Source organism: Phycicoccus sp., from assembly GCF_035325325.1.
Classification (GTDB): Bacteria; Actinomycetota; Actinomycetes; order Actinomycetales; family Dermatophilaceae; genus Phycicoccus.
Window position 1 is genome coordinate 1 of sequence record NZ_DAOLAC010000040.1, and the last position, 23256, is coordinate 23256.

The following is a 23256-nucleotide window of genomic DNA, read 5'->3' on the forward strand; positions in this document are numbered from 1 at the left end:
TCAGCCCTGGCGCTGCTTGTGGCGCAGGTTCTCGCAGATCACCATGACCCGCCCGTTGCGGCGGATCACCTTGCACTTGTCACAGATCTTCTTGACGCTCGGCTGAACCTTCATGTCGCCTTTGCTGTCTCGTCGAGGTGTGTCTCAGCGGTAGCGGAAGACGATGCGGCCGCGAGTCAGGTCGTACGGGCTCAGCTCGACCACCACACGGTCCTCGGGGAGGATCCGGATGTAGTGCTGTCGCATCTTGCCGGAGATGTGCGCGAGCACCTTGTGACCGTTCGTGAGCTCGACCCGGAACATCGCGTTCGGGAGAGCCTCGACGATCGTGCCCTCGATCTCGATGACGCCGTCCTTCTTGGCCATACCCTCTCAATCCGCTTGGTGGGCAGCCCGTCGTGGGGTTGGACCACCCATGGAAATCGGCCCCGAGGTGCTCCACCCATGCGGAGGAGCGCACACGTGACCGACGTTCAATGGTACGCGAGGAGGGGGCACATCACGAAATCCGCGGACGCCGCCCCCCGGGCCCGGACACAAGCCACCGGGCCGGCCGATGCAGGGGGTGGCCGGCCCGGTGGGCTGTGTGAGGAGTCGAGGGCCCGGTGCAGGGGTGGGCTCCCGTCTCCGCTCCCGGTGGACAGGGGCGGGACCGCTGGGGTCCGCTTCACCGGGTGCGTGAACGACTCTCCCGTCCTCCCGACCGTCCCGCCAGCACCACGGGTCCCGGATGGCGGTTCGGACAGGGCGGGACCGGACGAGCGGCCAGCGGGGCATCATCCGTACGGACGATGGGTCATCCGTCCTGCTCACCGACCCGCAGGTCGTGTGCATAGAGCTCGAGGACGCGGGCGGCGGCCTCCACGGCACTCGTCTCCCCCGAGCGTACCGCCGCCTCGAGGGCCGCCCGCTGCGCCCGCACCGACGGCGCGCCGCGGACGCCGTCGGTCAGCTCGGCGTCGACCAGGGCCCACATCCAGTCCTCCTGCTGCTGGGCCCGGCGGGTGGCCAGCGAGTGGTGCTCCTCGAGGTAGGCCCGGTGCTCGAGCACCGCCTCCCACACCTCGTCGAGCCCGGCGCCGGTCAGCGCCGAGCAGGTGAGCACCGGCGGCCGACGCACGTCGCGACCCGGCAGCATGAGCCGCATCGCCCCCATGAGGTCGCGGGCGGCGGCCTTCGCGGGAGTCTCACCGTCGCCGTCGGCCTTGTTGACGGCGATGACGTCTGCGAGCTCGAGGATGCCCCGCTTGATGCCCTGGAGCTGGTCGCCGGCCCGGGCGAGCGTGAGCAGGAGGAAGGTGTCGACCATCTCGGAGACGGCGATCTCGTTCTGCCCCACCCCGACCGTCTCGACGATGACGACGTCGAAGCCGGCCGCCTCGAGGACGAGCATCGACTCCCGGGTGGCCCGTGCCACCCCGCCGAGGTGCCGGCCCGAGGGGCTCGGCCGGACGAAGGCGTCGTCGGAGGCGGCGAGCCGAGCCATCCGGGTGCGGTCGCCGAGGATCGAGCCACCGGTGCGGCGCGAGCTGGGGTCGACGGCGACGACGGCCACCCGGTGTCCCTGCTCGAGGAGCCGCAGACCGAGGGCGTCGATGAAGGTCGACTTGCCGGCGCCGGGCACGCCGCTGACCCCGACCCGCACCGCGTGGCCGGTGCGGTCGGCGAGGGCGGCGAGCAGACGGCGGGCCTGCTCGCGGTGCTCCGGACGCCGCGACTCGAGGAGGGTGATGGCCCGCGCCACGTGCTGGCGCGAGCCCGCGCGGACCCCCGCGACGAGGTCCTCGACGTCGACCGGCCTCACCCGAGCCGCTCGCGCAGCTCGCGGACGAGGTCGACCGCGGCCCGGCTGATCACCGTGCCCGGCGGGTAGATGGCGTCGGCACCGGCCGCGCGCAGGGCCTCGTGGTCCTGGTCGGGGATGACACCGCCGACGACGATCATCAGGTCGTGGCGGCCGAGGTCGTCGAGCGCCTTGCGCAGCGCGGGCACGAGGGTGAGGTGGCCCGCGGCGAGGGAGCTGACCCCGACGACGTGGACGTCGGCCTCGACGGCCTGGCGGGCGACCTCCTCGGGCGTCTGGAACAGCGGGCCCACGTCGACGTCGAACCCGAGGTCGGCGAACGCGGTCGCGATGACCTTCTGGCCGCGGTCGTGGCCGTCCTGGCCCATCTTCGCGACGAGGATGCGCGGGCGCCGGCCCTGCTCCTCCTCGAACGCCTCGACCGCGGCCTGGGCCTCGCGGACGGTCGCGTCCTCCCCCGCCTCGGCGCTGTACACGCCCCCGATGGTACGGATCTGGGCGGTGTAGCGACCGAACGCCTCCTCCATCGCGGTCGACATCTCGCCGACGGTCGCCTTGGCCCGCGCGGCGTCGATGGCCAGCGCCAGCAGGTTGGTCGCGGGGGTGCCGTCGGAGCCGGCGCGCGCGGCCTCGGTCATCCGGGCGAGCGCGGCCCGGCAGGCCTCCTCGTCGCGCTCGGCGCGCAGCCGCTCGAGCTTGGCGGTCTGGCTGGCCCGGACGGCGGCGTTGTCGACCTTGAGGACCTCGATCGGCTCGTCCTCGTCGACGGGGTAGGTGTTGACGCCGATGACCGGCTGGTGACCGGAGTCGATGCGGGCCTGGGTGCGGGCCGCGGCCTCCTCGATCCGCATCTTCGGGATGCCGGCCTCGATCGCCTTCGCCATCCCGCCGGCCGCCTCGACCTCCTCGATGTGCTCCCAGGCCCGCCGGGCGAGGTCGTGGGTGAGCCGCTCGACGTACGCGGAGCCGGCCCACGGGTCGATGGTGCGCGTCGTGCCGGACTCCTGCTGGAGCACGAGCTGGGTGTTGCGCGCGATCCGGGCCGAGAAGTCGGTGGGCAGCGCGATCGCCTCGTCGAGGGCGTTCGTGTGCAGGCTCTGGGTGTGCCCCTGGGTGGCGGCCATCGCCTCGATGCAGGTGCGGACCACGTTGTTGAAGACGTCCTGGGCGGTGAGGCTCCAGCCCGAGGTCTGGCTGTGCGTGCGCAGGCTGAGCGACTTCGGGTTGCTCGCCCCCTGGGCCCGGACGAGGCGCGCCCAGAGCAGGCGTGCGGCCCGCATCTTCGCGACCTCCATGTAGAAGTTCGTCCCGATCGCCCAGAAGAAGGACAGCCGGGGGGCGAACCGGTCGACGTCGAGGCCGACCGCCGTCCCGGCCCGCAGGTACTCGACGCCGTCGGCGAGGGTGTACGCCAGCTCGAGATCCTGCGTCGCCCCGGCCTCCTGCATGTGGTACCCGGAGATCGAGATCGAGTTGAACCGCGGCATCTCCTGGCTCGTGAACGCGAAGATGTCGCTGATGATCCGCATCGACGGCTCGGGCGGGTAGATGTAGGTGTTGCGGACCATGAACTCCTTGAGGATGTCGTTCTGGATGGTCCCGGTCAGCTGCTCCGCCTTCACCCCCTGCTCCTCGGCCGCGACGACGTAGAGCGCGAGGATCGGCACGACGGCGCCGTTCATCGTCATCGACACCGACATCTGGTCGAGCGGGATGCCGTCGAAGAGCGTGCGCATGTCGTAGATCGAGTCGATGGCCACGCCGGCCATCCCGACGTCGCCGGCGACCCGCGGGTGGTCGGAGTCGTAGCCGCGGTGGGTCGCGAGGTCGAACGCGACCGACAGCCCCTTCTGGCCGGCCGCGAGGTTGCGCCGGTAGAACGCGTTGGACTCCTCGGCCGTGCTGAACCCGGCGTACTGGCGGATCGTCCACGGCTGGGTCGTGTACATCGTCGGGTACGGGCCGCGCAGGAACGGCGGCGCACCGGGCACCGTGTCGAGGAAGTCCAGGCCCTCGAGGTCGTGCTCGGTGTAGACGGGCGCCACCGGGACCTGCTCCGGCGTGAGCCACGGCTCGCCCGCCGGCAGGTCGGCCGGCTCGGGGGTGCCCGGCCCGAGGTCGAGCGTCGTGAAGTCGGGGACGGTGCTCATCGGGTCTCTCCCTCCGCCGGCGCGCCGAGCCGGTCGAGCAGGTCGGTGAGGAGCGCGACGACGTCCATCCCGTCGTACACCTCGCCGTCGACGGTGTCGGCGGCGTCGCCGAGCTCGGTGGCCCGGCCGGCGACGAGGACGTGGGTGGCGCCGGCGGCGCGCAGCTCCTCGACCGCCTCGCGACCCGCCGCCGCGTACTGGCCCCTGCTGCTCGCGAGGACGGCGACCGGGGTGGCGTCGTCCGTGGCGGCGATGCCACCCGCGGCGAGGAGGTTGGTCACGAAGCCCTGACGGGCGCCGAAGTCGCGCTGGGCGCCGAGGGTGCGGACGGTGACCGCCGGGGTGTCGAGGGTGCGGGCCCGGTCGCGCAGGGCCTCGAAGGCGGCGGCGTCGCGGCGGGGCTCGAACCCGTCGGCGCTCGTGGCGACGGCGCGACGTGGCCGCCGCTCGGGCACGGTGTCGGCGAGGTTGGGGAACATCGAGACCCCGGTGAGCGGGCGGCGGCGTGTGGCGATGAGCCGTTCTCGCTCCGTCGTGGCGGTGTCGACCCAGTCGCGCAGCAGGCCGTCGCGGAGGGCTGCGCGTACTCCCCCGGCCCGCTCGACCTCCTGGAAACGCGTCCACGCCCGCTCGGCGACCTCGTCGGTGAGCGACTCGAGGTACCACGAGCCGCCGCCGGGGTCGGTGACGCGCCCCACGTTCGACTCGTCGGCGAGCAGGATCTGGGTGTTGCGGGCGAGCCTGCGCGAGAACCGTTCCGGGAGACCGGCGACGGTGTCGTGCGGCAGGACGGTGATGGCGTCCGCGCCGCCGATCGATGCGCCGAACGTGGCCAGGGTGTTGCGCAGGACGTTGACGAAGGGGTCCTCACGGCTGGCCATCCGCAGGCTGGTCACCGCGTGCGTGCGGGCGCCGCGGTCGGCTGCGGGGACGTCGAGCGCCTCCCCGACCCGCGCCCAGACCCGGCGCAGGGCGCGGAGCACGGCGGCGGTGAGGAACTGGTCGGCGGTCGCCGGGACCCGCAGCTCGACGTGCCCGAACGCGGTGACCGGGTCGATGGCCTCCGCCTCGAGGTGGCGCAGGTACTCGACGCCGGTGGCCACGGCCACGGCGAGCGCGTCGACCTCGCTCGCGCCGGCGTCGTGGAGCACGCGGGCGTCGACGGTGAGCGCCCGCCAGCCCGCGCGGCCGTCGAGCGCGCGCACGAGCCCGGCGAGCGGGGCGAGGTCGGGCTCGGTCCCGGTGCGCAGGGCGGCGCCGACCGGGTCGAGGCCGAGGTTGCCGCCGACCGACGGGCGGTCGCCGACGACGTCGAGGAGCGCCCGGGCCGCGCCGGGCTGGTCACTGAACGAGGAGACGACGACCGGCGCGAGGTCGAGCCGGACCTCGGCGAGCACCTCGGCGAGGTCCGTGGTCGCGACACCCTCGTCGCCGACGTGCAGCCACACCGACGTCACACCGTGCTCGAGGTCGTCGAGGACCGCGGCGCGCGTCCGCGCGACGTCCGGGTCGTCATGCAGCTGGCGGACGTCCCACGGCAGCCTGCCGTCGCGGACGGCCCGGCCACGGGTGAACGGCATCGCGCCCGGCAGGCCGAGCGGGTGGCCGGCGCGGTCCTCGCGCAGGTAGAGGCCGCGGGTGCTCAGGCCGCCGTCGAGGGCGGTGACGAGGGCGGCTTCGGCGGCCTCCGGCGCGATCCGGTCGTCGTCGGCGCGGCGCTTGTTCAGCACGTCCGCGACCAGCCGCTGCCAGTCCTCGCGGGTGCGGGGCTCGAAGCCGGCGGCGAGCGCCATCGGCTCGGTCGGAGGCGACGCCGTCGTCATCGGGCACTCCCCTTGGTCGGTGGTCCGGTCCACCCTCAACCCTAGCCAGCGGTGCGGGGGTCGATCACCGAGAGATCGGTCACCCGTGGGACCGGGGCCGGTGGGGGTCAGGCCGGGGTGATGTCGGCGAACGGGACGCCGAGGGTGGCGAGGCGCTCACGTCCGCCGTCGAGGGCGGTGAGCACGCAGGTGCCCGCCTCGGTGACGGCGACCGAGTGCTCCCAGTGCGCCGCGCGCGAGCCGTCGCGCGTCACGACGGTCCACTCGTCCTCGAGGATCGTGTTGTCCTGGTCGCCGAGCGTGACCATCGGCTCGATGGCGATGGTCAGCCCGTCGCACACCTTCGGGCTGCGGCCGTCGACGCGGTAGTTCGGCACCTGCGGGTCCATGTGCATCGAGGTGCCGATGCCGTGGCCGACGTAGTCCTCGACGATGCCGTACTCGCGACCGCGGCGGGTGCTGGAGTCGGTCAGCGAGTCCTCGACGGCCGCGCCGACGTCGTAGAGCGGCCGGTCGACGCGCAGCGCCGCGATGCCGGCCCACAGCGAGGTCTCGGTGTCCTCGCTCAGCTCGAGGTCCTCGGGGCGGGCGGCCTCGGGGCCACCGACGACGAGGGTGAGCGCGGCGTCGCCGTTCCAGCCGGCCACCTCGGCGCCGCAGTCGACCGAGAGGAGGTCGCCGGCCTCGAGGACCCGGGAGCCGGGGATGCCGTGGACGATCTCGTCGTTGACGCTCGTGCACAGCGTGTGCCGGTAGCCCGGGACGAGCTGGAAGTTCGGGATGCCGCCGTGGTCGCGGATGTGCGTCTCGGCGAGGGTGTCGAGGTCGAGCGTGGTCATCCCCGGCCGGACCTGCCTCGCGACGAGCTCGAGGGTGCGCGCGACGAGCAGGCCCGCGGTGCGCATCATCGCGAGCTGCTCGGGCGTCTTCCCCTCGCACCGGTCACGGCTGAACAGTCCCATGGCGCGCACCCTACCCGCGCCGCCCCCACCCCCATCCGCGCGCCCTCACCCGTCGAGTGAACAGAACACGCCGTATGCACGCAGCCGCATACGGCGTGTTCTGCTCACTCGACGGGTACTACAGAGTCCAAGAGCCGGGTTCCAGGCCGAGCGCGGCGGCGAAGCGAACGAGGCAGGCCGTTCGCCGGCCACCGACGAGGACGTCCTCGGCCCAGATCTCCTCGACCATCCATCCCTCGTCGCGCAGGGCGTGACGGCGCGAGGTGTCCATGCTCCGCCTCCTGCGCGATGCGTGGTCCGCGCCCTGGTACTCGCCGACGACCCGCTGGGCACGCCACACGAGGTCCCCCTCCCCGAGAAACTCACCCGCACGGTCGGTCAGGATGGCGTTCACCTCCGGCTCGGGGAAGCCCGCACGGCCGAACATCAGCCGCGCCCGTGACTCCATCGGCGAGCGCACCCCGGGCCGGACGAGCACGAGCGCCTCCGACAGCCGGCGCTTGCCCCGGGGTCGGACCCGGGCCTCGAGCGGGCGTCGGAGCATCCACTGGGCGTCGGAGGTCCCTGTCCGCACCGATGCCACGACGGCATCGCCCGCGACGACGAGGTCGTCGACCGAGAACCGCCGACCGAGCTCGCCGAAGTCGCACCACGTGTCCGCGGCGGCAACGACGCGGACACCGTGCACGGTGACGGTCTCGCGGCTCTCGAGCCCACGGTGACCGAGGCAGCCGACGCGTCGGGCCTGGCCGGCGGCCGTGGGCGCCATCACGTGCAGCGGCCCGGTGTGTGCGAGGAGTTCCACATCCTTCGGGAGCGGTAGCCCGAGAAGGGCCGCCGCAGTGAGGTGGGAGAAGGCGCGCTCGGGAGGTAGACCGGCCGCGAAGGCCTGCGCCCGGTCGACCAGCTCGATCGGGACGGATCGGACGTGGGCACCTCGGGTCGGGTGGACGAGGTCCGTGCGACGGAGCCGCCCCGGCGCGAGACCCGCCTCGCGCGCCTCAGCGGTGCTGAAGGGACGCGAGCCCAACGGTTCGGGCAGGGGTGGCGGTCGCATCCTGCGGAGCGTGCCCCGATCGGCCGCATGCCCCGCGGACTTGTCCACAGCACCCGTCGAGTGAACAGAACACGCCGCATGCACGTCGGCGCACACGGCGTGTTCTGCTCACTCGACGGGTGAGCAGCCTGCTGCAGTGCAGCTGCGTCAGGTGAGGGCGGAGGTGATCCGCTCGGTCACGGCCTCGACCTCGCCGTCGCCGTCGACCTCGACGAGCAGCCCGCGCTCGCGGTAGGTGTCCGACAACGGCCGGGTCTCGCGGTGGTAGATGGCCATCCGCTCCCGGATGACCTCCTCGGTGTCGTCGGCGCGACCCTCGACCTCGGCCCGCCCCAGCAGCCGACCCACGACGACGTCGTCGTCGACCCGGAGCTCGAGGACGCGGTCGAGCGCCGCCCCGCGCCCGGCGAGCATCGCGTCGAGGGCCTCGACCTGGGCGAGGGTGCGCGGGTAGCCGTCCAGGAGGAAGCCCCGTGCGCAGTCGTCCTGGCCGAGGCGGTCCTCGACGATGGCGTTGGTGATCTCGTCGGAGACGTACCCGCCGGATGCGAGGATCTCCTTGACCTGCTGGCCGAGCTCGGTCTCGTTCTTGATGTTGGCCCGGAAGATGTCCCCGGTGGAGATCGCGGGGATGCCGAAGTGCTCGGCGATCCGGGACGCCTGAGTGCCCTTTCCGGCACCGGGCGGCCCGAGGATGATGAGGCGCATCATGCCGGGGCCCCCGGGAAGTATCTGGGGGAGCGGAGCGGAGCGGGTCCCACGGTCATCGTGGGCAGAACTTCCTGGGGAGGCATTACCTGAGGAACCCTTCGTAGTGGCGCTGCTGCAGCTGGGCCTCGATCTGCTTCACGGTCTCGAGCCCCACCCCGACGATGATGAGGATCGAGGTTCCACCGAACGGGAAGTTCTGGTTGGCGTTGACGAGGACCAGCGCGACGAGCGGGAGGAGCGAGATGAGCGCGAGGTAGATCGCGCCCGGCACGGTGATCCGGGTCAGGACGTAGTTGAGGTACTCGGCCGTGGGTCGCCCGGCGCGGATACCCGGGATGAAGCCGCCGTACTTCTTCATGTTGTCGGCGACCTCGGTCGGGTTGAACGTGATCGACACGTAGAAGAACGTGAAGAAAAGGATGAGCCCGGTGTAGAGGGCCATGTAGATGGGGTGGTCGCCGCGGGTCAGGTAGTTCTGGATCCAGTCGACCCAGCCGGCGTTGATGCCGTTGGCGCCCTGGTTGAACTGGGCGACGAGCGTCGGCAGCGTGAGCAGCGAGCTCGCGAAGATGACCGGGATGACGCCCGCCATGTTGACCTTTAGCGGGATGTAGGTCGAGGTCCCGCCGTAGACCCGCCGGCCGACCATCCGCTTCGCGTACTGGACCGGGATGCGCCGCTGGCTCTGCTCGACGAAGACGACGAGCGCGATGACGACGAGTCCGAGGGCGATGACGACGAGGAAGGTCCCCCAGCCCGCGCGCTGCTTGATGTCCCAGAGCGAGACCGGGAAGCGCGCCGCGATCGAGGTGAAGATGAGGAGCGACATGCCGTTGCCGACGCCCTTGTCGGTGATGAGCTCACCGAGCCACATGATCATCCCGGTGCCCGCCGTCATCGTCAGCACCATGATGAGGATGGTGACGATCGAGGTGTCCGTGAGGATGTTCGTGCACGACGGGTTGTTGAACAGCGTCGCGGGGTTCTGCGCGAAGGTGATGAGCGTCGAGCTCTGGAGGATCGCCAGCCCGATCGTCAGGTAGCGCGTGTACTGCGTCATCTTCGTCTGCCCGGCCTGGCCCTCCTTCTTGAGGGCCTCGAAGCGCGGGATGACCACGGTGAGCAGCTGGATGATGATGCTCGCCGTGATGTACGGCATGATCCCGAGCGCGAAGATCGACAGCTGGAGCAGCGCGCCGCCGCTGAAGAGGTTGATCAGGCCGAGCAGCTGGTTGCTGTTGTCGGCGCCCGAGATGCACTTCTGCACCAGCGGGTAGCTGACGCCGGGCGTCGGCACGTGGGAGCCGAGCCGGAACACCACGATGATGGCCAGCGTGAAGAGCAGCTTCCTGCGCAGGTCGGGCGTCTTGAACGCGCGGCCGAAAGCGGTGAGCACAGGGTCCTCCGTAGGTGGCGGCCGAGGATGGTGGCCGCGTCGTCAGCGATCCGTCACAACATACCCGGTGGTCGCGGCGGCGCCGTGACCGACGGGTGGGGTGAACGCGGCGCAGGGCCGGCCCCGGGGTTCTCTCCGGAGCCGGCCCTGCGACACGCGGTCATCGTGGGCGTCAGGCGGTCGTCGCCGAGCCGCCCGCCGCCTCGATCTTCTCCTTGGCGCTGGCGGAGAACGCGTGCGCCGTGACGGCGACCTCGACGCTGATCTCGCCGGTGCCGAGCACCTTGACCGGGAAGCCGTCGCGGACGGCGCCCTTGGCGACCAGGTCCTCGACGGTCACGGCGCCACCCTGCGGGTAGAGCGACGAGAGCTTGTCGAGGTTGACGACCTGGTACTCGGTCTTGAACGGGTTCTTGAAGCCGCGCAGCTTCGGGAACCGCATGTGCAGCGGCGTGGTGCCGCCCTGGAAGCCGGCGGGCACCTGGTAGCGGGCCTTGGTGCCCTTGGTGCCGCGACCGGCGGTCTTGCCGCGCTTGCCACCCTCACCGCGACCGACGCGGATCTTGGCGGACTTGGCGCCGGGCGCCGGGCGCAGGTGGTGCACCTTGAGCGCCGGGGCGCCGTCGGACGCAGCGGCCTTCGCGGCCTTCGTGGTGTCGGCCATGCTCACTCAACCTCCTCGACGGTCACGAGGTGCGGAACCGTCTTGACCATCCCGCGGATCTCGGGACGGTCCTCCTTGACGACGACGTCGCCGATGCGCTTCAGACCGAGGGAGCGCAGCGTCTCGCGCTGGTTCTGCTTCCCACCGATCCCGGACCGGGTCTGGGTCACCTTGAGCCGCCCCATCACGCACCGGCCTTCGCCTCGGCCAGGCCGGCGGCCTGGGCGCGGAGCATCGCGGCCGGGGCGACCTGGTCGACCGGGAGGCCACGGCGGGCCGCGACGGCCTCCGGGCGCTCCAGGCCCTTGAGGGCCTCGACGGTCGCGTGGACGATGTTGATCGCGTTGTCCGAGCCGAGGCTCTTGGACAGCACGTCGTGGATGCCGGCGCACTCGAGCACCGCGCGCACCGGGCCACCGGCGATGACACCGGTACCGGGGCTGGCGGGGCGGAGCATGACGACACCGGCGGCGGCCTCACCCTGGACGGGGTGCGGGATGGTGCCCTGGATGCGCGGGACGCGGAAGAAGCTCTTCTTCGCCTCCTCGACACCCTTGGCGATCGCCGCGGGCACCTCCTTGGCCTTGCCGTAGCCGACGCCGACGGTGCCGTCACCGTCGCCGACGACGACGAGGGCGGTGAAGCTGAAGCGACGGCCACCCTTGACGACCTTGGCGACGCGGTTGATGGTCACGACGCGCTCGAGGTACTGGTTCTTCTCGGCCTCGCGGGAGTCGCGGCCGCCGCGACGGTCGTCACGGCTGCCACGGCGGTCGCCGCGCTCGGCGCCGCCGGTCCCGGTGCCTCGACGCTGGGGTCCTGGCATCAGATGTTCCTCTTCTCGACGTTCGTGGTGGTACGGGCAGCGTTGCTCACAGGGCCAGCCCGCCTTCCCGAGCGCCGTCCGCGATGGCGGCGACGCGACCGTGGTACTTGTTGCCGCCACGGTCGAACACGACGGCCTCGACACCCGCGGCCTTGGCCCGAGCCGCGACGAGCTCGCCGACCTTCTTGGCCTTCTCGCGCTTGTCACCCTCGAGGGAGCGGACGTCGGCCTCCATGGTCGACGCCGAGGCGACGGTCTTGCCGACGGTGTCGTCGACGACCTGGACGAAGACGTGCCGCGCGGAGCGCGAGACGACGAGACGGGGCCGGGCGGCGGTGCCGCTGACCAGCTTGCGGACGCGGGTGTGACGGCGCGTGCGTGCGGCCGACTTGCCCTTGGCGCGCTTGACGATCATGGCCATCGGTTACTTACCAGCCTTTCCGACCTTGCGGCGGATCTGCTCGCCCGCGTAGCGGACGCCCTTGCCCTTGTACGGGTCGGGCTTGCGGAGCTTGCGGATGTTCGCGGCGACCTCGCCGACGAGCTGCTTGTCGATGCCCTGGACCGAGAACCGGGTCTGGTTCTCCACCGCGAAGGTGATGCCGGCCGGCGGCTCGACGGTGATCGAGTGCGAGTAGCCGAGGGCGAACTCGAGGTTGGAGCCCTTGGCGAGCACGCGGTAACCGGTGCCGTGGATCTCGAGCTTCTTCTCGTAGCCCTCGGTGACCCCGAGGACCATGTTGTTGATGAGCGAGCGGGTCAGGCCGTGCAACGAGCGGGACTCCCGCTCGTCGTCCGGTCGCTTGACCTCGAGCGCGCCGTCGGTCTGCTCGACGGTGATCGGCTCGGCCACGGTGTGGCTCAGCTCGCCCTTGGGGCCCTTGACGGTGACGGTCTGACCGTTGAGGGTCACGTCGACACCGGAGGGCACGGTGACGGGGAGACGTCCGATACGCGACATGTCTGCTTCCCCTTACCAGACGTAGGCGAGGACTTCCCCACCCACACCCTTGTTGGCGGCCTGACGATCGGTCAGCAGGCCGGACGACGTCGAGATGATCGCGACGCCGAGACCACCGAGCACCTTGGGCAGGTTGGTGGACTTGGCGTAGACGCGCAGGCCGGGCTTGCTCACGCGGCGCAGGCCGGCGATGGAGCGCTCCCGGTTGGGGCCGTACTTGAGGTTCACCGTGAGGGTCTTGCCCACCTCGGCGTCCTCGACGGTCCAGCCGGCGATGTAGCCCTCGGCCTCGAGGATCTCGGCGATGTGGCTCTTGAGCTTCGAGAACGGCATGGAGACTGCGTCCTTGTGCGCCGAGTTGGCGTTCCGGACGCGGGTCAGCATGTCCGCAATCGGGTCGGTCATGGTCATTGGGCTTCTCCGCCCTCTCTCACCGCGGTTTCTGCCGGGGATCCCGGCGGACCTTCGATGTAGATGGTCTGTGGATGGGGGTGCCGCGCGGAGGCGGCGGGTCAGGGACTTACCAGCTGCTCTTGGTCACGCCGGGGAGCTCGCCACGGTGGGCCATCTCCCGCAGGCAGATCCGGCAGAGGCCGAACTTGCGGTAGACCGAGTGCGGGCGGCCGCAGCGCTGGCAGCGCGTGTAGGCGCGGACCTGGAACTTCGGCTTCTTGTTCGCCTTGTTGACGAGCGCGGTCTTGGCCATCTCAGTTCTCCTTGAACGGGAAGCCGAGCGCCTTGAGCAGCGCACGACCCTCGTCGTCGTTCGTCGCGGTCGTGACGACCGTGATGTCCATGCCGCGGACGCGGTCGATGCGGTCCTGGTCGATCTCGTGGAACATCGACTGCTCGGTGAGACCGAAGGTGTAGTTGCCGCGCCCGTCGAACTGCTTCGGCGAGAGGCCGCGGAAGTCACGGATGCGCGGGAGCGCGGTGGTGACGAGGCGGTCGAGGAACTCCCACATGCGGTCGCCGCGCAGCGTCGCGTGCGCACCGATCGGCATGCCCTCGCGCAGCTTGAACTGCGCGATGGACTTGCGCGCCTTGGTGACGACCGGCTTCTGGCCGGTGATCGCCGTGAGGTCGCGCACGGCCCCCTCGATGAGCTTGCTGTCCTTGGCCGCGTCGCCGACGCCCATGTTGACGACGACCTTGGTCACGCCGGGAACCTGCATGACGTTCGGGTAGCCGAACTGGTCCCGGAGCGAGCTCTTGATCTCGTCCTGGTAGCGCGCCTTGAGGCGGGGCTTGGTCGCGGTGTCTGTCGCCATATCTCTCACAGGTCCTTGCCCGAGCGCACGCCGACGCGGACACGGGACGCCTTCTGGCGGCCGTCACGCTCGACGGTCTCGACGCGGGTCTTGATCCGGGTCGGCTTCTTGTCCGAGGGGTCGACGACCGCCACGTTGCTCACGTGGATCGGCGCCTCCTGGACGATGAGCCCACCGGTGCGGCTGCCCCGGCTGGACTCGCCGGCCTTCGTGTGCCGGGTCACCCGGTTGACGCCCTCGACCGTGACGCGACCGGTCTCGCGGTTGACCGCGATGACCTTGCCGGTCAGGCCCTTGTCCTTGCCGGCGAGCACCTGGACGGTGTCGCCCTTCTTGATCTTGGAGGCCATGGTCAGAGCACCTCCGGCGCCAGGCTGATGATCTTCATGAACTTCTTCTCGCGCAGCTCGCGCCCGACCGGGCCGAAGATGCGCGTCCCGCGCGGGTCACCGTCGTTGCGGAGGATGACCGCGGCGTTCTCGTCGAACTTGATGTAGGAACCGTCGGGACGACGGCGCTCCTTGGTGGTCCGGACGATGACCGCCTTGACGACGTCGCCCTTCTTGACGTTCCCGCCGGGGATCGCGTCCTTGACGGTGGCGACGATGGTGTCGCCGATACCGGCGTACCGGCGACCGGAGCCACCGAGAACACGGATGCAGAGGATCTCCTTCGCACCGGTGTTGTCGGCGACACGCAGTCGCGACTCCTGCTGGATCACTGTCTAACTCCTACTCGTCGTGCTGGTTCTCACCCGGGGGCGAGCCTGGCCGAACTGACTGGGTTGCCTTGCGGCGGAGGCTTACTTGGCCTTCTCGAGGATCTCGACGACGCGCCAGCGCTTCGTCGCGGACAGCGGCCGGGTCTCCATGATGAGGACGCGGTCGCCGATGCCGGCGGCGTTGCCCTCGTCGTGGGCCTTGACCTTGCTCGAGCGGCGCATGACCTTGCCGTAGAGCGCGTGCTTGACGCGGTCCTCGACCTCGACGACGACGGTCTTGTCCATCTTGTCGCTCACCACGTAGCCCTGGCGGGTCTTGCGGTTGGTGCGGTCGACGGTGGTCACGGTCTCGTCCTTCTTCTCGCTCACTTGGCCTCACCCTTCACGCCGATGCCGAGCTCGCGCTCACGCATCTCGGTGTAGATCCGGGCGATGTCCTTGCGGACGGCACGGAGCCGGCCGTGGTTGTCCAGCTGGCCGGTGGCCGACTGGAACCGGAGGTTGAACAGCTCCTCCTTGGCCTTGCGCAGCTCGTCGACCAGACGGTCGTCCTCGAAGCCACGCAGCTCCTTGGGGGTCAGGTCCTGGGAACCGACTGCCATCAGAAGTCACCACCCTCACGCCGGACGAAGCGGCACTTCATCGGCAGCTTGTGCATCGCGAGGCGCATCGCCTCGCGCGCGACGTCCTCCGGGACACCGGAGAGCTCGAACATGACACGACCCGGCTTGACGTTCGCGATCCACCACTCGGGCGAGCCCTTGCCGGAGCCCATGCGGGTCTCGGCGGGCTTCTTGGTGAGCGGACGGTCCGGGTAGATGTTGATCCAGACCTTTCCGCCACGCTTGATGTAGCGGGTCATCGCGATACGCGCCGACTCGATCTGGCGGTTCGTGACGTAGGCGGGCTCGAGGGCCTGGATGCCGTAGTCGCCGAACGCGATGGTCGTACCGCCCTTGGCCATCCCGGACCGGCCGGGGTGGTGCTGCTTGCGGTGCTTGACTCGACGGGGAATCAACATGGCTCAGGACTCCTCGGTGCTCGGAGCGGCCGCGGCCTGCTCGGCCGGAGCCTGGGCAGCCGGCGCCTGCGCGGCGGCGGGGGCCTCGGTGCGGCGGGCACGGGCCGGACGGTCGGCGCCGTCACGACGCGGTCCACGACCCTGGCGCGGAGCGGTGGCCTGCTGGGCCGCGAGCTCGCGAGCGGTCATGTCGCCCTTGTAGATCCACACCTTGACGCCGATGCGCCCGAACGTGGTCTTGGCCTCGTACAGGCCGTAGTCGATCTGCGCGCGGAGCGTGTGCAGCGGCACGCGACCCTCGCGGTAGAACTCGGTGCGGCTCATCTCCGCGCCGCCGAGGCGGCCGGAGACCTGGACGCGGATGCCCTTGGCGCCGGCGCGCGTGGCGGACTGCATGCCCTTGCGCATGGCGCGACGGAACGAGACGCGGGCCGACAGCTGCTCGGCGATGCCCTGCGCGACGAGCTGGGCCTCGACCTCGGGGTTCTTCACCTCGAGGATGTTGAGCTGGACCTGCTTCCCGGTGAGCTTCTCGAGCTCGCCGCGGATGCGGTCGGCCTCGGCGCCGCGGCGGCCGATGACGATGCCGGGACGCGCGGTGTGGATGTCGACGCGGACGCGGTCACGCGTGCGCTCGATGTCGACCCGGGCGATACCGGCGCGGTCCATGCCCGTGGACATGAGCTTGCGGATCGCCACGTCCTCCTTGACGTAGTCGCGATAGCGCTGACCCTCCTTGGTGGAGTCGGCGAACCAGCGGCTCTTGTGCTCCGTCGTGATGCCCAGACGGAAGCCGTGCGGGTTGACCTTCTGGCCCATCAGCGGGTGCCTCCGTTCGTGGTCTTGGCGGGCTGGGGCGCGACGACCACCGTGATGTGGCTCGTGCGCTTGTTGATGCGGCCGGCGCGGCCCTGGGCGCGCGGACGGAACCGCTTCATCGTCGGGCCCTCGTCGACGAAGGCCGCGGCGACGACGAGCTCGCGCTCGTCGAACCGCTCGGCCGTCTGGTCGGCCTTGACGCGGGCGTTGGCGATCGCGGACTCGAGGACCTTGAGGACCTGCTCGCTCGCCGCCTGGGGGGCGAAGCGCAGGACCGACACGGCCTCGGTGGCGTTCTTGCCACGGATGAGGTCGACGACCCGGCGGGCCTTCATCGGGGTGATGCGCGTGTGACGCGCGACCGCCCGCGACTCGGTGACGGTGTTCTCGGTGGCCATCAGCGCCGACGCCCCTTCTTGTCGTCCTTCACGTGACCCTTGAAGGTGCGGGTCGGTGCGAACTCGCCGAGCTTGTGGCCGACCATCGCCTCGGTGACGAACACCGGGGTGTGCTTGCGGCCGTCGTGGACGGCGAAGGTGTGGCCGAGCATGTCCGGGCTGATGACCGAACGGCGCGACCAGGTCTTGATGACGTTCTTGGTGCCCGCTTCGTTCTGGGCGTCCACCTTCTTCTGGAGGTGGTCGTCGATGAAGGGGCCCTTCTTCAGGCTACGAGGCATGTGTCAGGCTCCTCAGCGCTTCTTGCCAGTACGACGGCGACGGACGATGAGCTTGTCGCTCGGCTTGCCGGGGCGGCGGGTGCGGCCCTCGGGCTGACCCCAGGGGCTCACCGGGTGGCGGCCACCGGAGGTGCGACCCTCACCACCACCGTGCGGGTGGTCGACGGGGTTCATGACGACACCGCGGACGGTCGGGCGCTTGCCCTTCCAGCGCATGCGGCCGGCCTTGCCCCAGTTGATGTTCGACTGCTCGGCGTTGCCGACCTCGCCGACCGTGGCACGGCAGCGGACGTCGACGTTGCGGATCTCACCGGACGGCATGCGCAGCTGCGCGTAGGGGCCGTCCTTGGCGACGAGCTGGACGCGGACACCGGCCGAGCGGGCGATCTTCGCACCGCCACCGGGCTTGAGCTCGACGGCGTGGATGACCGTACCGGTCGGGATGTTGCGCAGCGGCAGCGTGTTGCCCGGCTTGATGTCAGCACCCGGACCGTTCTCGACGGTCATGCCCTGCTCGAGGCCGCGCGGCGCGAGGATGTAGCGCTTCTCGCCGTCGGCGTAGTGCAGGAGCGCGATGCGCGCCGTGCGGTTCGGGTCGTACTCGATGTGCGCGACCTTGGCCGGCACGCCGTCCTTGTCGTGGCGACGGAAGTCGATCACGCGGTAGGCGCGCTTGTGTCCACCGCCGATGTGGCGGGGGGCCGTTGTTGTTGCGACCGCCGCTCTTGGTCAGCGGACGGACGAGGGACTTCTCGGGGGTGGAGCGGGTGACCTCGACGAAGTCGGCCACGCTCGACCCGCGACGCCCCGGCGTCGTCGGCTTGTACTTGCGGATACCCATGGTGGTGTCTCTACCTCACGTCTCTCAGGCGCCGGCGCTGCCGAAGATGTCGATCGAGCCCTCGCGGAGGGTGACGATCGCGCGCTTGGTGTCCTTGCGCTTGCCGGTGCCGAACCGCGTGCGGCGGGCCTTGCCCTGGCGGTTCATCGTGTGCACGGAGTCGACCTTGACGCCGAAGATCTCCTCGACGGCGATCTTGATCTCGGTCTTGTTCGAGCGCGGGTCGACGACGAAGGTGTACTTGCCCTCGTCGAGGAGCCCGTACGACTTCTCGGACACGACCGGCGCGATCAGGATGTCGCGGGGGTTCTTGCCCTGGCTCACTTCTCGTCCTCCTCGGCCTCGGCGGCCTTCTTGGCCGGAGCCTTCTTGGCCGTGGCCTTCTTGGCGGGCTTGGCGGCCGCGACCGTCTCACCGGTGAACGCCTCGTAGGCGGCCTGGGTGAAGACGACGTCGTCGGCGCAGAGCACGTCGTAGGTGTTCAGCTGGTCGACCGCGAGCACGTGGACCTCGGCGAGGTTGCGCACCGACTTCAGCGACACGATGTCGCTGCGGTCGAGGACGACGAGCAGGTTCGGGCGCTCGGTGAGGCCGGCGAACAGTGCCCGCGCGTCCTTGGTCGAGGGGGCGTCGCCGGTGGCGATCGACTCCACGACGTGGATGCGGCCGTGGCGGGCCCGGTCCGAGAGGGCACCGCGCAGGGCGGCGGCCTTCATCTTCTTGGGCGTGCGCTGGGCGTAGTCGCGCGGCTGCGGGCCGTGGACGGTGCCACCGCCGGCGAACTGCGGCGCACGGGTCGAGCCCTGGCGGGCGCGGCCGGTGCCCTTCTGGCGGTACGGCTTGCGCCCACCGCCGCGGACCTCACCGCGGGTCTTCGTCGCGTGCGTGCCCTGGCGGGCGGCCGCGAGCTGGGCGACGACGACCTGGTGGATCAGCGGGACGTTGGTCTGGACGTCGAAGATCTCCGAGGGGAGGGTGACGTCGAGCGTCTTGGTCGCCATGATCAGGCTCCCTTCGCGGCCGAGCGGACGAGGACGACCGCGCCGCGGGGGCCGGGGACGGCACCCTTGACGAGCAGCAGGCCCTTGTCGGCGTCCACGGCGTGGATCGTGAGGTTCTGCGTGGTGTGGCGCACCCCGCCCATCCGGCCGGCCATGCGCATGCCCTTGAACACGCGACCGGGGGTGGCGCAGCCACCGATGGAGCCGGGCTTGCGGTGGTTGCGGTGCGCACCGTGCGAGGAGGAGACGCCGTGGAAGCCGTGGCGCTTCATGACACCGGCGAACCCCTTGCCCTTGGTCGTCGCCGTGATGTCGACGGCCTGGCCGGGCTCGAACGTGTCGGCCCCGACCTCCTGGCCGAGCGCGTAGTCGCCGGCGTCGGCGGTGCGCAGCTCGACGAGGTGGCGGCGCGGCGTGACGCCGGCCTTCTCGAAGTGGCCGGTGAGCGGCTTGGTGACCTTGCGCGGGTCGATCGCGCCGTAGCCGAGCTGCACGGCGGCGTAGCCGTCGGTCTCGGCGTCGCGGACCTGGGTCACGACGTTCGGGCCGGCCTGGATCACGGTGACGGGCACGAGGCGGTTGTTCTCGTCCCACACCTGGGTCATGCCGAGCTTGGTGCCCAGCAGACCCTTCTGGGTCTTCGTGGCAGTGGTGGTCATCGCGAGCCTCAGAGCTTGATCTCGATGTTGACGTCAGCCGGGAGGTCGAGACGCATCAGCGAGTCGACGGCCTTGGGCGTCGGGTCGATGATGTCGATGAGGCGCTTGTGGGTGCGCATCTCGAAGTGCTCGCGGCTGTCCTTGTACTTGTGCGGCGACCGGATGACGCAGAAGACGTTCTTCTCCGTCGGGAGCGGCACCGGGCCGACCACGGTCGCACCGGCACGGGTCACGGTGTCGACGATCTTGCGCGCCGAGCTGTCGATGACCTCGTGGTCGTACGACTTCAACCGGATGCGGATCTTCTGTCCCGCCATCTGACGTTCCGTCTCTCTCTCGCCGTCCATCTGTCAAGTGCCGTCCCGGTGGCCATCCGACCCCCGCGGTCGGGCGTGTCGCCCTTGTTCCGCAGCTCGGGCGTCGTGCGATCTCTCGCACCTCGTCCGTGGGGTTCGGTTGTCCGGTGGGACCGGGCCCGGCTCTTCGCCGACGAGCCGCCCCGCCGATCCGGCGGTTCGTGACCTCGTCGCGGTGGGCGTGGACGACCCTCTCGGGACGCTCACGCACGCCAGGCAACCCGTCCAGTGTGCCAGAGGCCCCGGGGCTGGGCCAAATCGGGGCTACACCCGACCGGCTCCGCTCCCCCGCACCTGCGGGAGCGTGGCGCGTCGCGCCTCCCGGAGCACCCGCCGGGCCCGCCACCGCGGGCCGAGGGTGACCAGCGCGACGCCCGCGACGAGGAGGACGCCACCGCCGACCGCCAGCGCCGTCGGCCGCTCGCCGTCGGCGAGCCAGGCGGTGAGCATCCCCACCGGCGGCACGAGGAGGGTGAAGGGGGCGACGTCGGAGGCGGGGTGGCGCTCGAGCAGCCGGTTCCAGATGCCGTAGCCGACGAGGCTGGCGAGCACCGCGGTGTAGGCCGTCGAGAGCCAGTTGACGGTGGTGAGGTGGGTCAGCGCGTGGCCGACGACGGCCGGGCCGTCGACGAGGAGGGAGAGCCCGAGCGCCGGCAGGGGCACGACGAGCGCGGACCACACGGTGAGGCCGAGACCGCCCGGCACCCGCAGCCGGCGGACCAGGACGTTGCCGGTCGCCCACGACAGGGCGGCCAGGACGCAGAGGACGAGGGCCACGGCCGGCACGCTGCCGCCGCGGCCGAGCGCGACCACCGCGAGGCCCACGACCCCGACACCGACGCCGAGCAGCTGCACCCGCAGCGGCCGCTCGCCGAGGACGAGCGCCGCCAGGCCCACGGTGAGGACGGCCTGCGCCTGGAGGACGAGCGAGGCGAGGCCGGGCGGCATCCCGACGGCGAGCGAGGTGTACATGAGGCCGAACTGGCCGAGGCTCATGCACACGCCGACGGCCAGGACCCGGCGCAGCGGGGCCTCGGGGCGGGCGACGAACGGCAGCGCGAGGAGGACGACGGCGAACCGGAGGGCGACGAAGACGAGCGGCGGCACCCCGGCCAGGCCGCGGTCGATGACGACGAAGTTCATCCCCCAGACGAGCATGACGAGGAGGGCGGAGAGGGCGTCGCGCACCGGCATGCCCCCATCCTCGGTGGGTCGACCGTGCAGCACCAGCGATGGTTCGCACCGACGTCCGTGTAGCGTTGCTACATGATCGACCTCGACCACCTCGTCACCCTCAGCGCGGTCCGGCGCACCGGGTCGATCGGCGGTGCGGCGGCCCGCCCCGGCCCCACCCCCCCCGCCCCCCCCCAGCCGGGCAAGCGGCCCGCGCGACGGGGCGGCGGCGCCGTCCCCGCACCGGTCGGGCGCGGGGGGATGCTCCCCGAGCTCGGCCGCCACCTCGTCGACGAGGGTGCCGACATCCTCGCCCGGCTCGAGGCGCTGGAGTCCGGCCTCGGCCGGGTCACCGGCGGACCAGTCAGCGGCTCGGTCCGCCTCGTCGCGTTCTCGACGGCCGTGCGCGGCCTCGTCGCGCCGGCACTGCGCGCCCTCACCGCGGCCGAGCCGGGCCTGGACGTCACCGTCGTCGAGCACGACCCGCACGACGCCATCGCCCTCGTCGCGAGCGGTACCGCCGATGCCGCGCTCGTCCACAACTGGGGCGACCTGCCGCTGCCGTTCCCCGAGCACCTCGAGGTCGTCGGCCTCGGGACGGACACCGCCGACGTCCTCGTCCCCGCCGGCCACCCGCTCGCCGCCCACGGACCGGTCGACGCGACCGCGTTCGCCGGCGAGCGCTGGGTCTGTGCGCCCGAGGGCTCGGTCTGCCACGGCTGGCTCACCCACATGTTCGACCTGCACGGCCGGCGCCCCGACATCCGGCACTGGGCGATGGAGTTCTCCTCGCAGGTGGGCCTCGTGGCCGAGGGCGTCTGCGTCGGGCTCGTCCCGCGGCTCGGGCGGGAGGAGCTGCCGGCAGCCGTCGTCCCGGTCGCGGTGACCGACCCCGTCCCGACCCGGCGGGTGATGATGACCTGGCGGCGCACCATGGCCCCCTCCCCCGCCATCGGCCGGGTCCGCGAGGAGCTGGAGCGCGTCGCCGCGGACCGCCTCGCCCGCTGACGCCCCCCGGGGCCCAGGCACGGCGAAGGGCCCCGACCCACCGGATGGTGGAACGGGGCCCCTCGACGAGCTGCCGGCGCGTGACCGGCGTCAGGTCACTTGTTGATCTTGGTGACCCGGCCGGCGCCGACGGTGCGGCCGCCCTCGCGGATGGCGAAGCGCAGGCCCTCCTCCATGGCGATCGGCTGGATGAGCTCGACGGACATCTCGGTGTTGTCACCGGGCATGACCATCTCGGTGCCCTCGGGGAGCTTCACGACACCGGTGACGTCCGTGGTCCGGAAGTAGAACTGCGGACGGTAGTTGTCGTAGAACGGCGTGTGCCGGCCACCCTCGTCCTTGCTGAGGATGTAGACGTTGGCCTCGAAGTCGGTGTGCGGGGTGATCGACCCCGGCTTGACGACGACCTGGCCACGCTCGACGTCCTCGCGCTTGATGCCGCGCAGGAGGAGGCCGACGTTCTCGCCCGCACGACCCTCGTCGAGGAGCTTGCGGAACATCTCGATGCCGGTGGCGGTGGTCTTGGTGGCCGGGCCGGTGTGGATGCCGACGATCTCGACCTCCTCGTTCACCTTGAGGACACCGCGCTCGATGCGGCCGGTGACGACCGTGCCACGACCGGTGATCGTGAAGACGTCCTCGACGGGCATGAGGAACGGCTTGTCCGTGTCGCGCTCCGGCTCGGGGATGTAGGTGTCGACGGCGTCCATGAGCTCGAGGACCGTCTGGCCCCACTCCGCGTCGCCCTCGAGCGCCTTGAGCGCCGAGACCTTGACGACCGGCAGGTCGTCGCCCGGGAACTCGTAGGAGGTGAGGAGCTCACGGACCTCCATCTCGACGAGCTCGAGGATCTCCTCGTCGTCGACCATGTCGGCCTTGTTGAGCGCCACGACGATGTAGGGGACGCCGACCTGGCGGGCCAGGAGGACGTGCTCCTTCGTCTGCGGCATCGGGCCGTCGGTGGCGGCGACCACGAGGATCGCGCCGTCCATCTGCGCCGCACCCGTGATCATGTTCTTCACGTAGTCGGCGTGACCCGGGCAGTCGACGTGCGCGTAGTGGCGCTGCTCCGTCTGGTACTCGATGTGCGCGATGGAGATGGTGATGCCGCGCTGCTTCTCCTCGGGCGCCTTGTCGATGTCCTCGAACGCGAACTGCGGGTTCAGGTCCGGGTACTTGTCGTGCAGGACCTTGGAGATCGCAGCCGTCAGCGTCGTCTTACCGTGGTCGATGTGACCGATGGTGCCGATGTTGACGTGCGGCTTGGTCCGCTCGAACTTTGCCTTCGCCACTTGATGTCCTCCTCAGGACTCTTCTCTGGAAACGCACGACCGGGCAGGACGTGGCGTCGTC

General features: G+C 70.9%; 31 protein-coding genes and 2 pseudogenes. 1 reads left to right on the forward strand and 32 read right to left on the reverse strand.

The window, feature by feature from the left end; translation table 11 throughout:
- The 31 genes and pseudogenes from rpmJ to PKA89_RS17750 all read right to left on the reverse strand — a co-directional run bounded on the left by rpmJ (nucleotide 1) and on the right by PKA89_RS17750 (nucleotide 20916).
- Nucleotides 1-114 (reverse strand): 50S ribosomal protein L36, encoded by a 114-nt coding sequence (gene rpmJ / locus PKA89_RS17600; RefSeq protein WP_006592630.1) that lies wholly within the window; start codon nucleotides 112-114, stop codon nucleotides 1-3.
- Between the two features lie 30 nt (nucleotides 115-144).
- On the reverse strand, nucleotides 145-366 hold the full coding sequence (gene infA / locus PKA89_RS17605; protein ID WP_006946284.1) for a translation initiation factor IF-1: 222 nt from the start codon (nucleotides 364-366) through the stop codon (nucleotides 145-147).
- Between the two features lie 430 nt (nucleotides 367-796).
- The gene (meaB, locus tag PKA89_RS17610; RefSeq protein ID WP_324421684.1) at nucleotides 797-1804 is read right to left on the reverse strand and encodes a methylmalonyl Co-A mutase-associated GTPase MeaB; all 1008 of its coding nucleotides are present in this window, start codon (nucleotides 1802-1804) and stop codon (nucleotides 797-799) included.
- The gene (scpA, locus tag PKA89_RS17615; RefSeq protein ID WP_324421686.1) at nucleotides 1801-3954 is read right to left on the reverse strand and encodes a methylmalonyl-CoA mutase; all 2154 of its coding nucleotides are present in this window, start codon (nucleotides 3952-3954) and stop codon (nucleotides 1801-1803) included. The genes meaB and scpA overlap by 4 nt, the downstream gene beginning before the upstream one ends.
- The gene (locus PKA89_RS17620; protein ID WP_324421688.1) at nucleotides 3951-5810 is read right to left on the reverse strand and encodes a methylmalonyl-CoA mutase subunit beta; all 1860 of its coding nucleotides are present in this window, start codon (nucleotides 5808-5810) and stop codon (nucleotides 3951-3953) included. Before PKA89_RS17620 ends, scpA begins: the two co-directional genes overlap by 4 nt.
- A 74-nt stretch (nucleotides 5811-5884) precedes the next feature.
- A complete protein-coding gene (gene map / locus PKA89_RS17625; RefSeq protein WP_324421690.1) occupies nucleotides 5885-6739 on the reverse strand; it encodes a type I methionyl aminopeptidase in 855 nt (284 codons plus the stop codon).
- Nucleotides 6740-6857: 118 nt separating this feature from the next.
- Nucleotides 6858-7892 carry a hypothetical protein gene (locus tag PKA89_RS17630; protein ID WP_324421691.1) on the reverse strand — a complete coding sequence of 345 codons (1035 nt, stop codon included), beginning with the start codon at nucleotides 7890-7892 and terminating at the stop codon, nucleotides 6858-6860.
- A 51-nt stretch (nucleotides 7893-7943) separates the two neighbouring features.
- Nucleotides 7944-8504: an adenylate kinase gene (locus tag PKA89_RS17635; protein ID WP_324421782.1), complete on the reverse strand. Its 561-nt coding sequence runs from the start codon at nucleotides 8502-8504 to the stop codon at nucleotides 7944-7946.
- Nucleotides 8505-8589: 85 nt separating this feature from the next.
- Entirely contained in the window at nucleotides 8590-9903 is a 1314-nt protein-coding gene (secY, locus tag PKA89_RS17640) for a preprotein translocase subunit SecY (protein ID WP_324421693.1), read from the reverse strand.
- A gap of 172 nt (nucleotides 9904-10075) precedes the next feature.
- On the reverse strand, nucleotides 10076-10567 hold the full coding sequence (gene rplO / locus PKA89_RS17645; RefSeq protein ID WP_324421695.1) for a 50S ribosomal protein L15: 492 nt from the start codon (nucleotides 10565-10567) through the stop codon (nucleotides 10076-10078).
- A gap of 2 nt (nucleotides 10568-10569) precedes the next feature.
- A complete protein-coding gene (gene rpmD, locus PKA89_RS17650; RefSeq protein ID WP_166118054.1) occupies nucleotides 10570-10752 on the reverse strand; it encodes a 50S ribosomal protein L30 in 183 nt (60 codons plus the stop codon).
- Nucleotides 10752-11393 (reverse strand): 30S ribosomal protein S5, encoded by a 642-nt coding sequence (rpsE, locus tag PKA89_RS17655; protein WP_324421699.1) that lies wholly within the window; start codon nucleotides 11391-11393, stop codon nucleotides 10752-10754. The genes rpmD and rpsE overlap by 1 nt, the downstream gene beginning before the upstream one ends.
- Before the next feature lie 46 nt (nucleotides 11394-11439).
- The gene (gene rplR / locus PKA89_RS17660) at nucleotides 11440-11814 is read right to left on the reverse strand and encodes a 50S ribosomal protein L18 (protein ID WP_324421701.1); all 375 of its coding nucleotides are present in this window, start codon (nucleotides 11812-11814) and stop codon (nucleotides 11440-11442) included.
- A 3-nt stretch (nucleotides 11815-11817) separates the two neighbouring features.
- A complete protein-coding gene (rplF, locus tag PKA89_RS17665) occupies nucleotides 11818-12354 on the reverse strand; it encodes a 50S ribosomal protein L6 (protein WP_324421703.1) in 537 nt (178 codons plus the stop codon).
- Between the two features lie 12 nt (nucleotides 12355-12366).
- Complete coding sequence (gene rpsH / locus PKA89_RS17670; protein ID WP_324421705.1) at nucleotides 12367-12765, reverse strand: 30S ribosomal protein S8; 399 nt, start codon at nucleotides 12763-12765, stop codon at nucleotides 12367-12369.
- A 109-nt stretch (nucleotides 12766-12874) separates the two neighbouring features.
- Entirely contained in the window at nucleotides 12875-13060 is a 186-nt protein-coding gene (locus PKA89_RS17675; RefSeq protein WP_324421707.1) for a type Z 30S ribosomal protein S14, read from the reverse strand.
- Between the two features lies 1 nt (nucleotide 13061).
- Nucleotides 13062-13625 carry a 50S ribosomal protein L5 gene (gene rplE, locus PKA89_RS17680; protein WP_324421709.1) on the reverse strand — a complete coding sequence of 188 codons (564 nt, stop codon included), beginning with the start codon at nucleotides 13623-13625 and terminating at the stop codon, nucleotides 13062-13064.
- Between the two features lie 5 nt (nucleotides 13626-13630).
- Complete coding sequence (gene rplX / locus PKA89_RS17685) at nucleotides 13631-13975, reverse strand: 50S ribosomal protein L24 (protein WP_324421711.1); 345 nt, start codon at nucleotides 13973-13975, stop codon at nucleotides 13631-13633.
- Nucleotides 13976-13977: 2 nt separating this feature from the next.
- Nucleotides 13978-14346, reverse strand: coding sequence for a 50S ribosomal protein L14 (gene rplN, locus PKA89_RS17690; RefSeq protein ID WP_324421713.1), 369 nt, complete (start codon nucleotides 14344-14346; stop codon nucleotides 13978-13980).
- Between the two features lie 81 nt (nucleotides 14347-14427).
- Nucleotides 14428-14715, reverse strand: a complete 288-nt coding sequence (gene rpsQ, locus PKA89_RS17695; protein ID WP_324421715.1) for a 30S ribosomal protein S17 — start codon at nucleotides 14713-14715, stop codon at nucleotides 14428-14430.
- Nucleotides 14716-14735: 20 nt separating this feature from the next.
- Nucleotides 14736-14948 (reverse strand): annotated as a pseudogene (gene rpmC / locus PKA89_RS17700) (50S ribosomal protein L29); the annotation flags it as partial.
- On the reverse strand, nucleotides 14948-15367 hold the full coding sequence (gene rplP, locus PKA89_RS17705) for a 50S ribosomal protein L16 (protein WP_324421717.1): 420 nt from the start codon (nucleotides 15365-15367) through the stop codon (nucleotides 14948-14950). The gene rplP and the pseudogene rpmC, both read right to left, overlap by 1 nt.
- A gap of 3 nt (nucleotides 15368-15370) precedes the next feature.
- On the reverse strand, nucleotides 15371-16186 hold the full coding sequence (gene rpsC / locus PKA89_RS17710) for a 30S ribosomal protein S3 (RefSeq protein WP_324421719.1): 816 nt from the start codon (nucleotides 16184-16186) through the stop codon (nucleotides 15371-15373).
- Nucleotides 16186-16584, reverse strand: a complete 399-nt coding sequence (gene rplV / locus PKA89_RS17715; RefSeq protein ID WP_324421721.1) for a 50S ribosomal protein L22 — start codon at nucleotides 16582-16584, stop codon at nucleotides 16186-16188. The genes rpsC and rplV overlap by 1 nt, the downstream gene beginning before the upstream one ends.
- Nucleotides 16584-16865 (reverse strand): 30S ribosomal protein S19, encoded by a 282-nt coding sequence (rpsS, locus tag PKA89_RS17720; protein ID WP_324421723.1) that lies wholly within the window; start codon nucleotides 16863-16865, stop codon nucleotides 16584-16586. Before rpsS ends, rplV begins: the two co-directional genes overlap by 1 nt.
- A 12-nt stretch (nucleotides 16866-16877) precedes the next feature.
- A pseudogene (gene rplB / locus PKA89_RS17725) lies at nucleotides 16878-17706 on the reverse strand (50S ribosomal protein L2).
- A 24-nt stretch (nucleotides 17707-17730) separates the two neighbouring features.
- Complete coding sequence (gene rplW, locus PKA89_RS17730; RefSeq protein ID WP_324421725.1) at nucleotides 17731-18030, reverse strand: 50S ribosomal protein L23; 300 nt, start codon at nucleotides 18028-18030, stop codon at nucleotides 17731-17733.
- Nucleotides 18027-18707, reverse strand: a complete 681-nt coding sequence (rplD, locus tag PKA89_RS17735) for a 50S ribosomal protein L4 (RefSeq protein ID WP_324421728.1) — start codon at nucleotides 18705-18707, stop codon at nucleotides 18027-18029. The genes rplW and rplD overlap by 4 nt, the downstream gene beginning before the upstream one ends.
- A gap of 2 nt (nucleotides 18708-18709) precedes the next feature.
- Entirely contained in the window at nucleotides 18710-19366 is a 657-nt protein-coding gene (gene rplC / locus PKA89_RS17740; RefSeq protein ID WP_324421730.1) for a 50S ribosomal protein L3, read from the reverse strand.
- A gap of 8 nt (nucleotides 19367-19374) precedes the next feature.
- The gene (gene rpsJ, locus PKA89_RS17745; protein WP_012867945.1) at nucleotides 19375-19683 is read right to left on the reverse strand and encodes a 30S ribosomal protein S10; all 309 of its coding nucleotides are present in this window, start codon (nucleotides 19681-19683) and stop codon (nucleotides 19375-19377) included.
- A 303-nt stretch (nucleotides 19684-19986) separates the two neighbouring features.
- Nucleotides 19987-20916, reverse strand: a complete 930-nt coding sequence (locus tag PKA89_RS17750; RefSeq protein ID WP_324421763.1) for an EamA family transporter — start codon at nucleotides 20914-20916, stop codon at nucleotides 19987-19989.
- Between the two features lie 72 nt (nucleotides 20917-20988).
- Between PKA89_RS17750 and PKA89_RS17755 the strand changes: the two genes are divergently transcribed.
- On the forward strand, nucleotides 20989-21903 hold the full coding sequence (locus PKA89_RS17755; RefSeq protein WP_324421765.1) for a LysR substrate-binding domain-containing protein: 915 nt from the start codon (nucleotides 20989-20991) through the stop codon (nucleotides 21901-21903).
- Nucleotides 21904-21998: 95 nt separating this feature from the next.
- Here the strand turns inward: PKA89_RS17755 and tuf are convergent, their stop codons facing one another.
- On the reverse strand, nucleotides 21999-23195 hold the full coding sequence (gene tuf, locus PKA89_RS17760; protein ID WP_324421767.1) for an elongation factor Tu: 1197 nt from the start codon (nucleotides 23193-23195) through the stop codon (nucleotides 21999-22001).
- Between the last annotated feature and the right edge of the window lie 61 nt (nucleotides 23196-23256).

What these genes read in the sequence shown, in the direction of transcription:
- rplP (WP_324421717.1), bottom strand. Translation starts at nt 15,367, where the DNA reads ATGTTGATTCCCCGTCGAGTCAAGCACCGCAAGCAGCACCACCCCGGC.
- rpsH (WP_324421705.1), bottom strand. Translation starts at nt 12,765, where the DNA reads ATGACCATGACCGACCCGATTGCGGACATGCTGACCCGCGTCCGGAAC.
- rpmD (WP_166118054.1), bottom strand. Translation starts at nt 10,752, where the DNA reads ATGGGGCGGCTCAAGGTGACCCAGACCCGGTCCGGGATCGGTGGGAAG.
- PKA89_RS17750 (WP_324421763.1), bottom strand. Translation starts at nt 20,916, where the DNA reads ATGCCGGTGCGCGACGCCCTCTCCGCCCTCCTCGTCATGCTCGTCTGG.
- PKA89_RS17635 (WP_324421782.1), bottom strand. Translation starts at nt 8,504, where the DNA reads ATGCGCCTCATCATCCTCGGGCCGCCCGGTGCCGGAAAGGGCACTCAG.
- rpsE (WP_324421699.1), bottom strand. Translation starts at nt 11,393, where the DNA reads ATGCCAGGACCCCAGCGTCGAGGCACCGGGACCGGCGGCGCCGAGCGC.
- rplC (WP_324421730.1), bottom strand. Translation starts at nt 19,366, where the DNA reads ATGACCACCACTGCCACGAAGACCCAGAAGGGTCTGCTGGGCACCAAG.
- rplR (WP_324421701.1), bottom strand. Translation starts at nt 11,814, where the DNA reads ATGGCCATGATCGTCAAGCGCGCCAAGGGCAAGTCGGCCGCACGCACG.
- rpsC (WP_324421719.1), bottom strand. Translation starts at nt 16,186, where the DNA reads ATGGGCCAGAAGGTCAACCCGCACGGCTTCCGTCTGGGCATCACGACG.
- map (WP_324421690.1), bottom strand. Translation starts at nt 6,739, where the DNA reads ATGGGACTGTTCAGCCGTGACCGGTGCGAGGGGAAGACGCCCGAGCAG.
- PKA89_RS17675 (WP_324421707.1), bottom strand. Translation starts at nt 13,060, where the DNA reads ATGGCCAAGACCGCGCTCGTCAACAAGGCGAACAAGAAGCCGAAGTTC.
- rplD (WP_324421728.1), bottom strand. Translation starts at nt 18,707, where the DNA reads ATGGCGACCAAGACGCTCGACGTCACCCTCCCCTCGGAGATCTTCGAC.
- rplX (WP_324421711.1), bottom strand. Translation starts at nt 13,975, where the DNA reads ATGGCCTCCAAGATCAAGAAGGGCGACACCGTCCAGGTGCTCGCCGGC.
- scpA (WP_324421686.1), bottom strand. Translation starts at nt 3,954, where the DNA reads ATGAGCACCGTCCCCGACTTCACGACGCTCGACCTCGGGCCGGGCACC.
- rplF (WP_324421703.1), bottom strand. Translation starts at nt 12,354, where the DNA reads ATGTCGCGTATCGGACGTCTCCCCGTCACCGTGCCCTCCGGTGTCGAC.
- rplV (WP_324421721.1), bottom strand. Translation starts at nt 16,584, where the DNA reads ATGGCCACCGAGAACACCGTCACCGAGTCGCGGGCGGTCGCGCGTCAC.
- rpsS (WP_324421723.1), bottom strand. Translation starts at nt 16,865, where the DNA reads ATGCCTCGTAGCCTGAAGAAGGGCCCCTTCATCGACGACCACCTCCAG.
- rpmJ (WP_006592630.1), bottom strand. Translation starts at nt 114, where the DNA reads ATGAAGGTTCAGCCGAGCGTCAAGAAGATCTGTGACAAGTGCAAGGTG.
- infA (WP_006946284.1), bottom strand. Translation starts at nt 366, where the DNA reads ATGGCCAAGAAGGACGGCGTCATCGAGATCGAGGGCACGATCGTCGAG.
- rplO (WP_324421695.1), bottom strand. Translation starts at nt 10,567, where the DNA reads ATGGCCGACACCACGAAGGCCGCGAAGGCCGCTGCGTCCGACGGCGCC.
- rpsJ (WP_012867945.1), bottom strand. Translation starts at nt 19,683, where the DNA reads ATGGCGGGACAGAAGATCCGCATCCGGTTGAAGTCGTACGACCACGAG.
- PKA89_RS17755 (WP_324421765.1), top strand. Translation starts at nt 20,989, where the DNA reads ATGATCGACCTCGACCACCTCGTCACCCTCAGCGCGGTCCGGCGCACC.
- rplE (WP_324421709.1), bottom strand. Translation starts at nt 13,625, where the DNA reads ATGGCGACAGACACCGCGACCAAGCCCCGCCTCAAGGCGCGCTACCAG.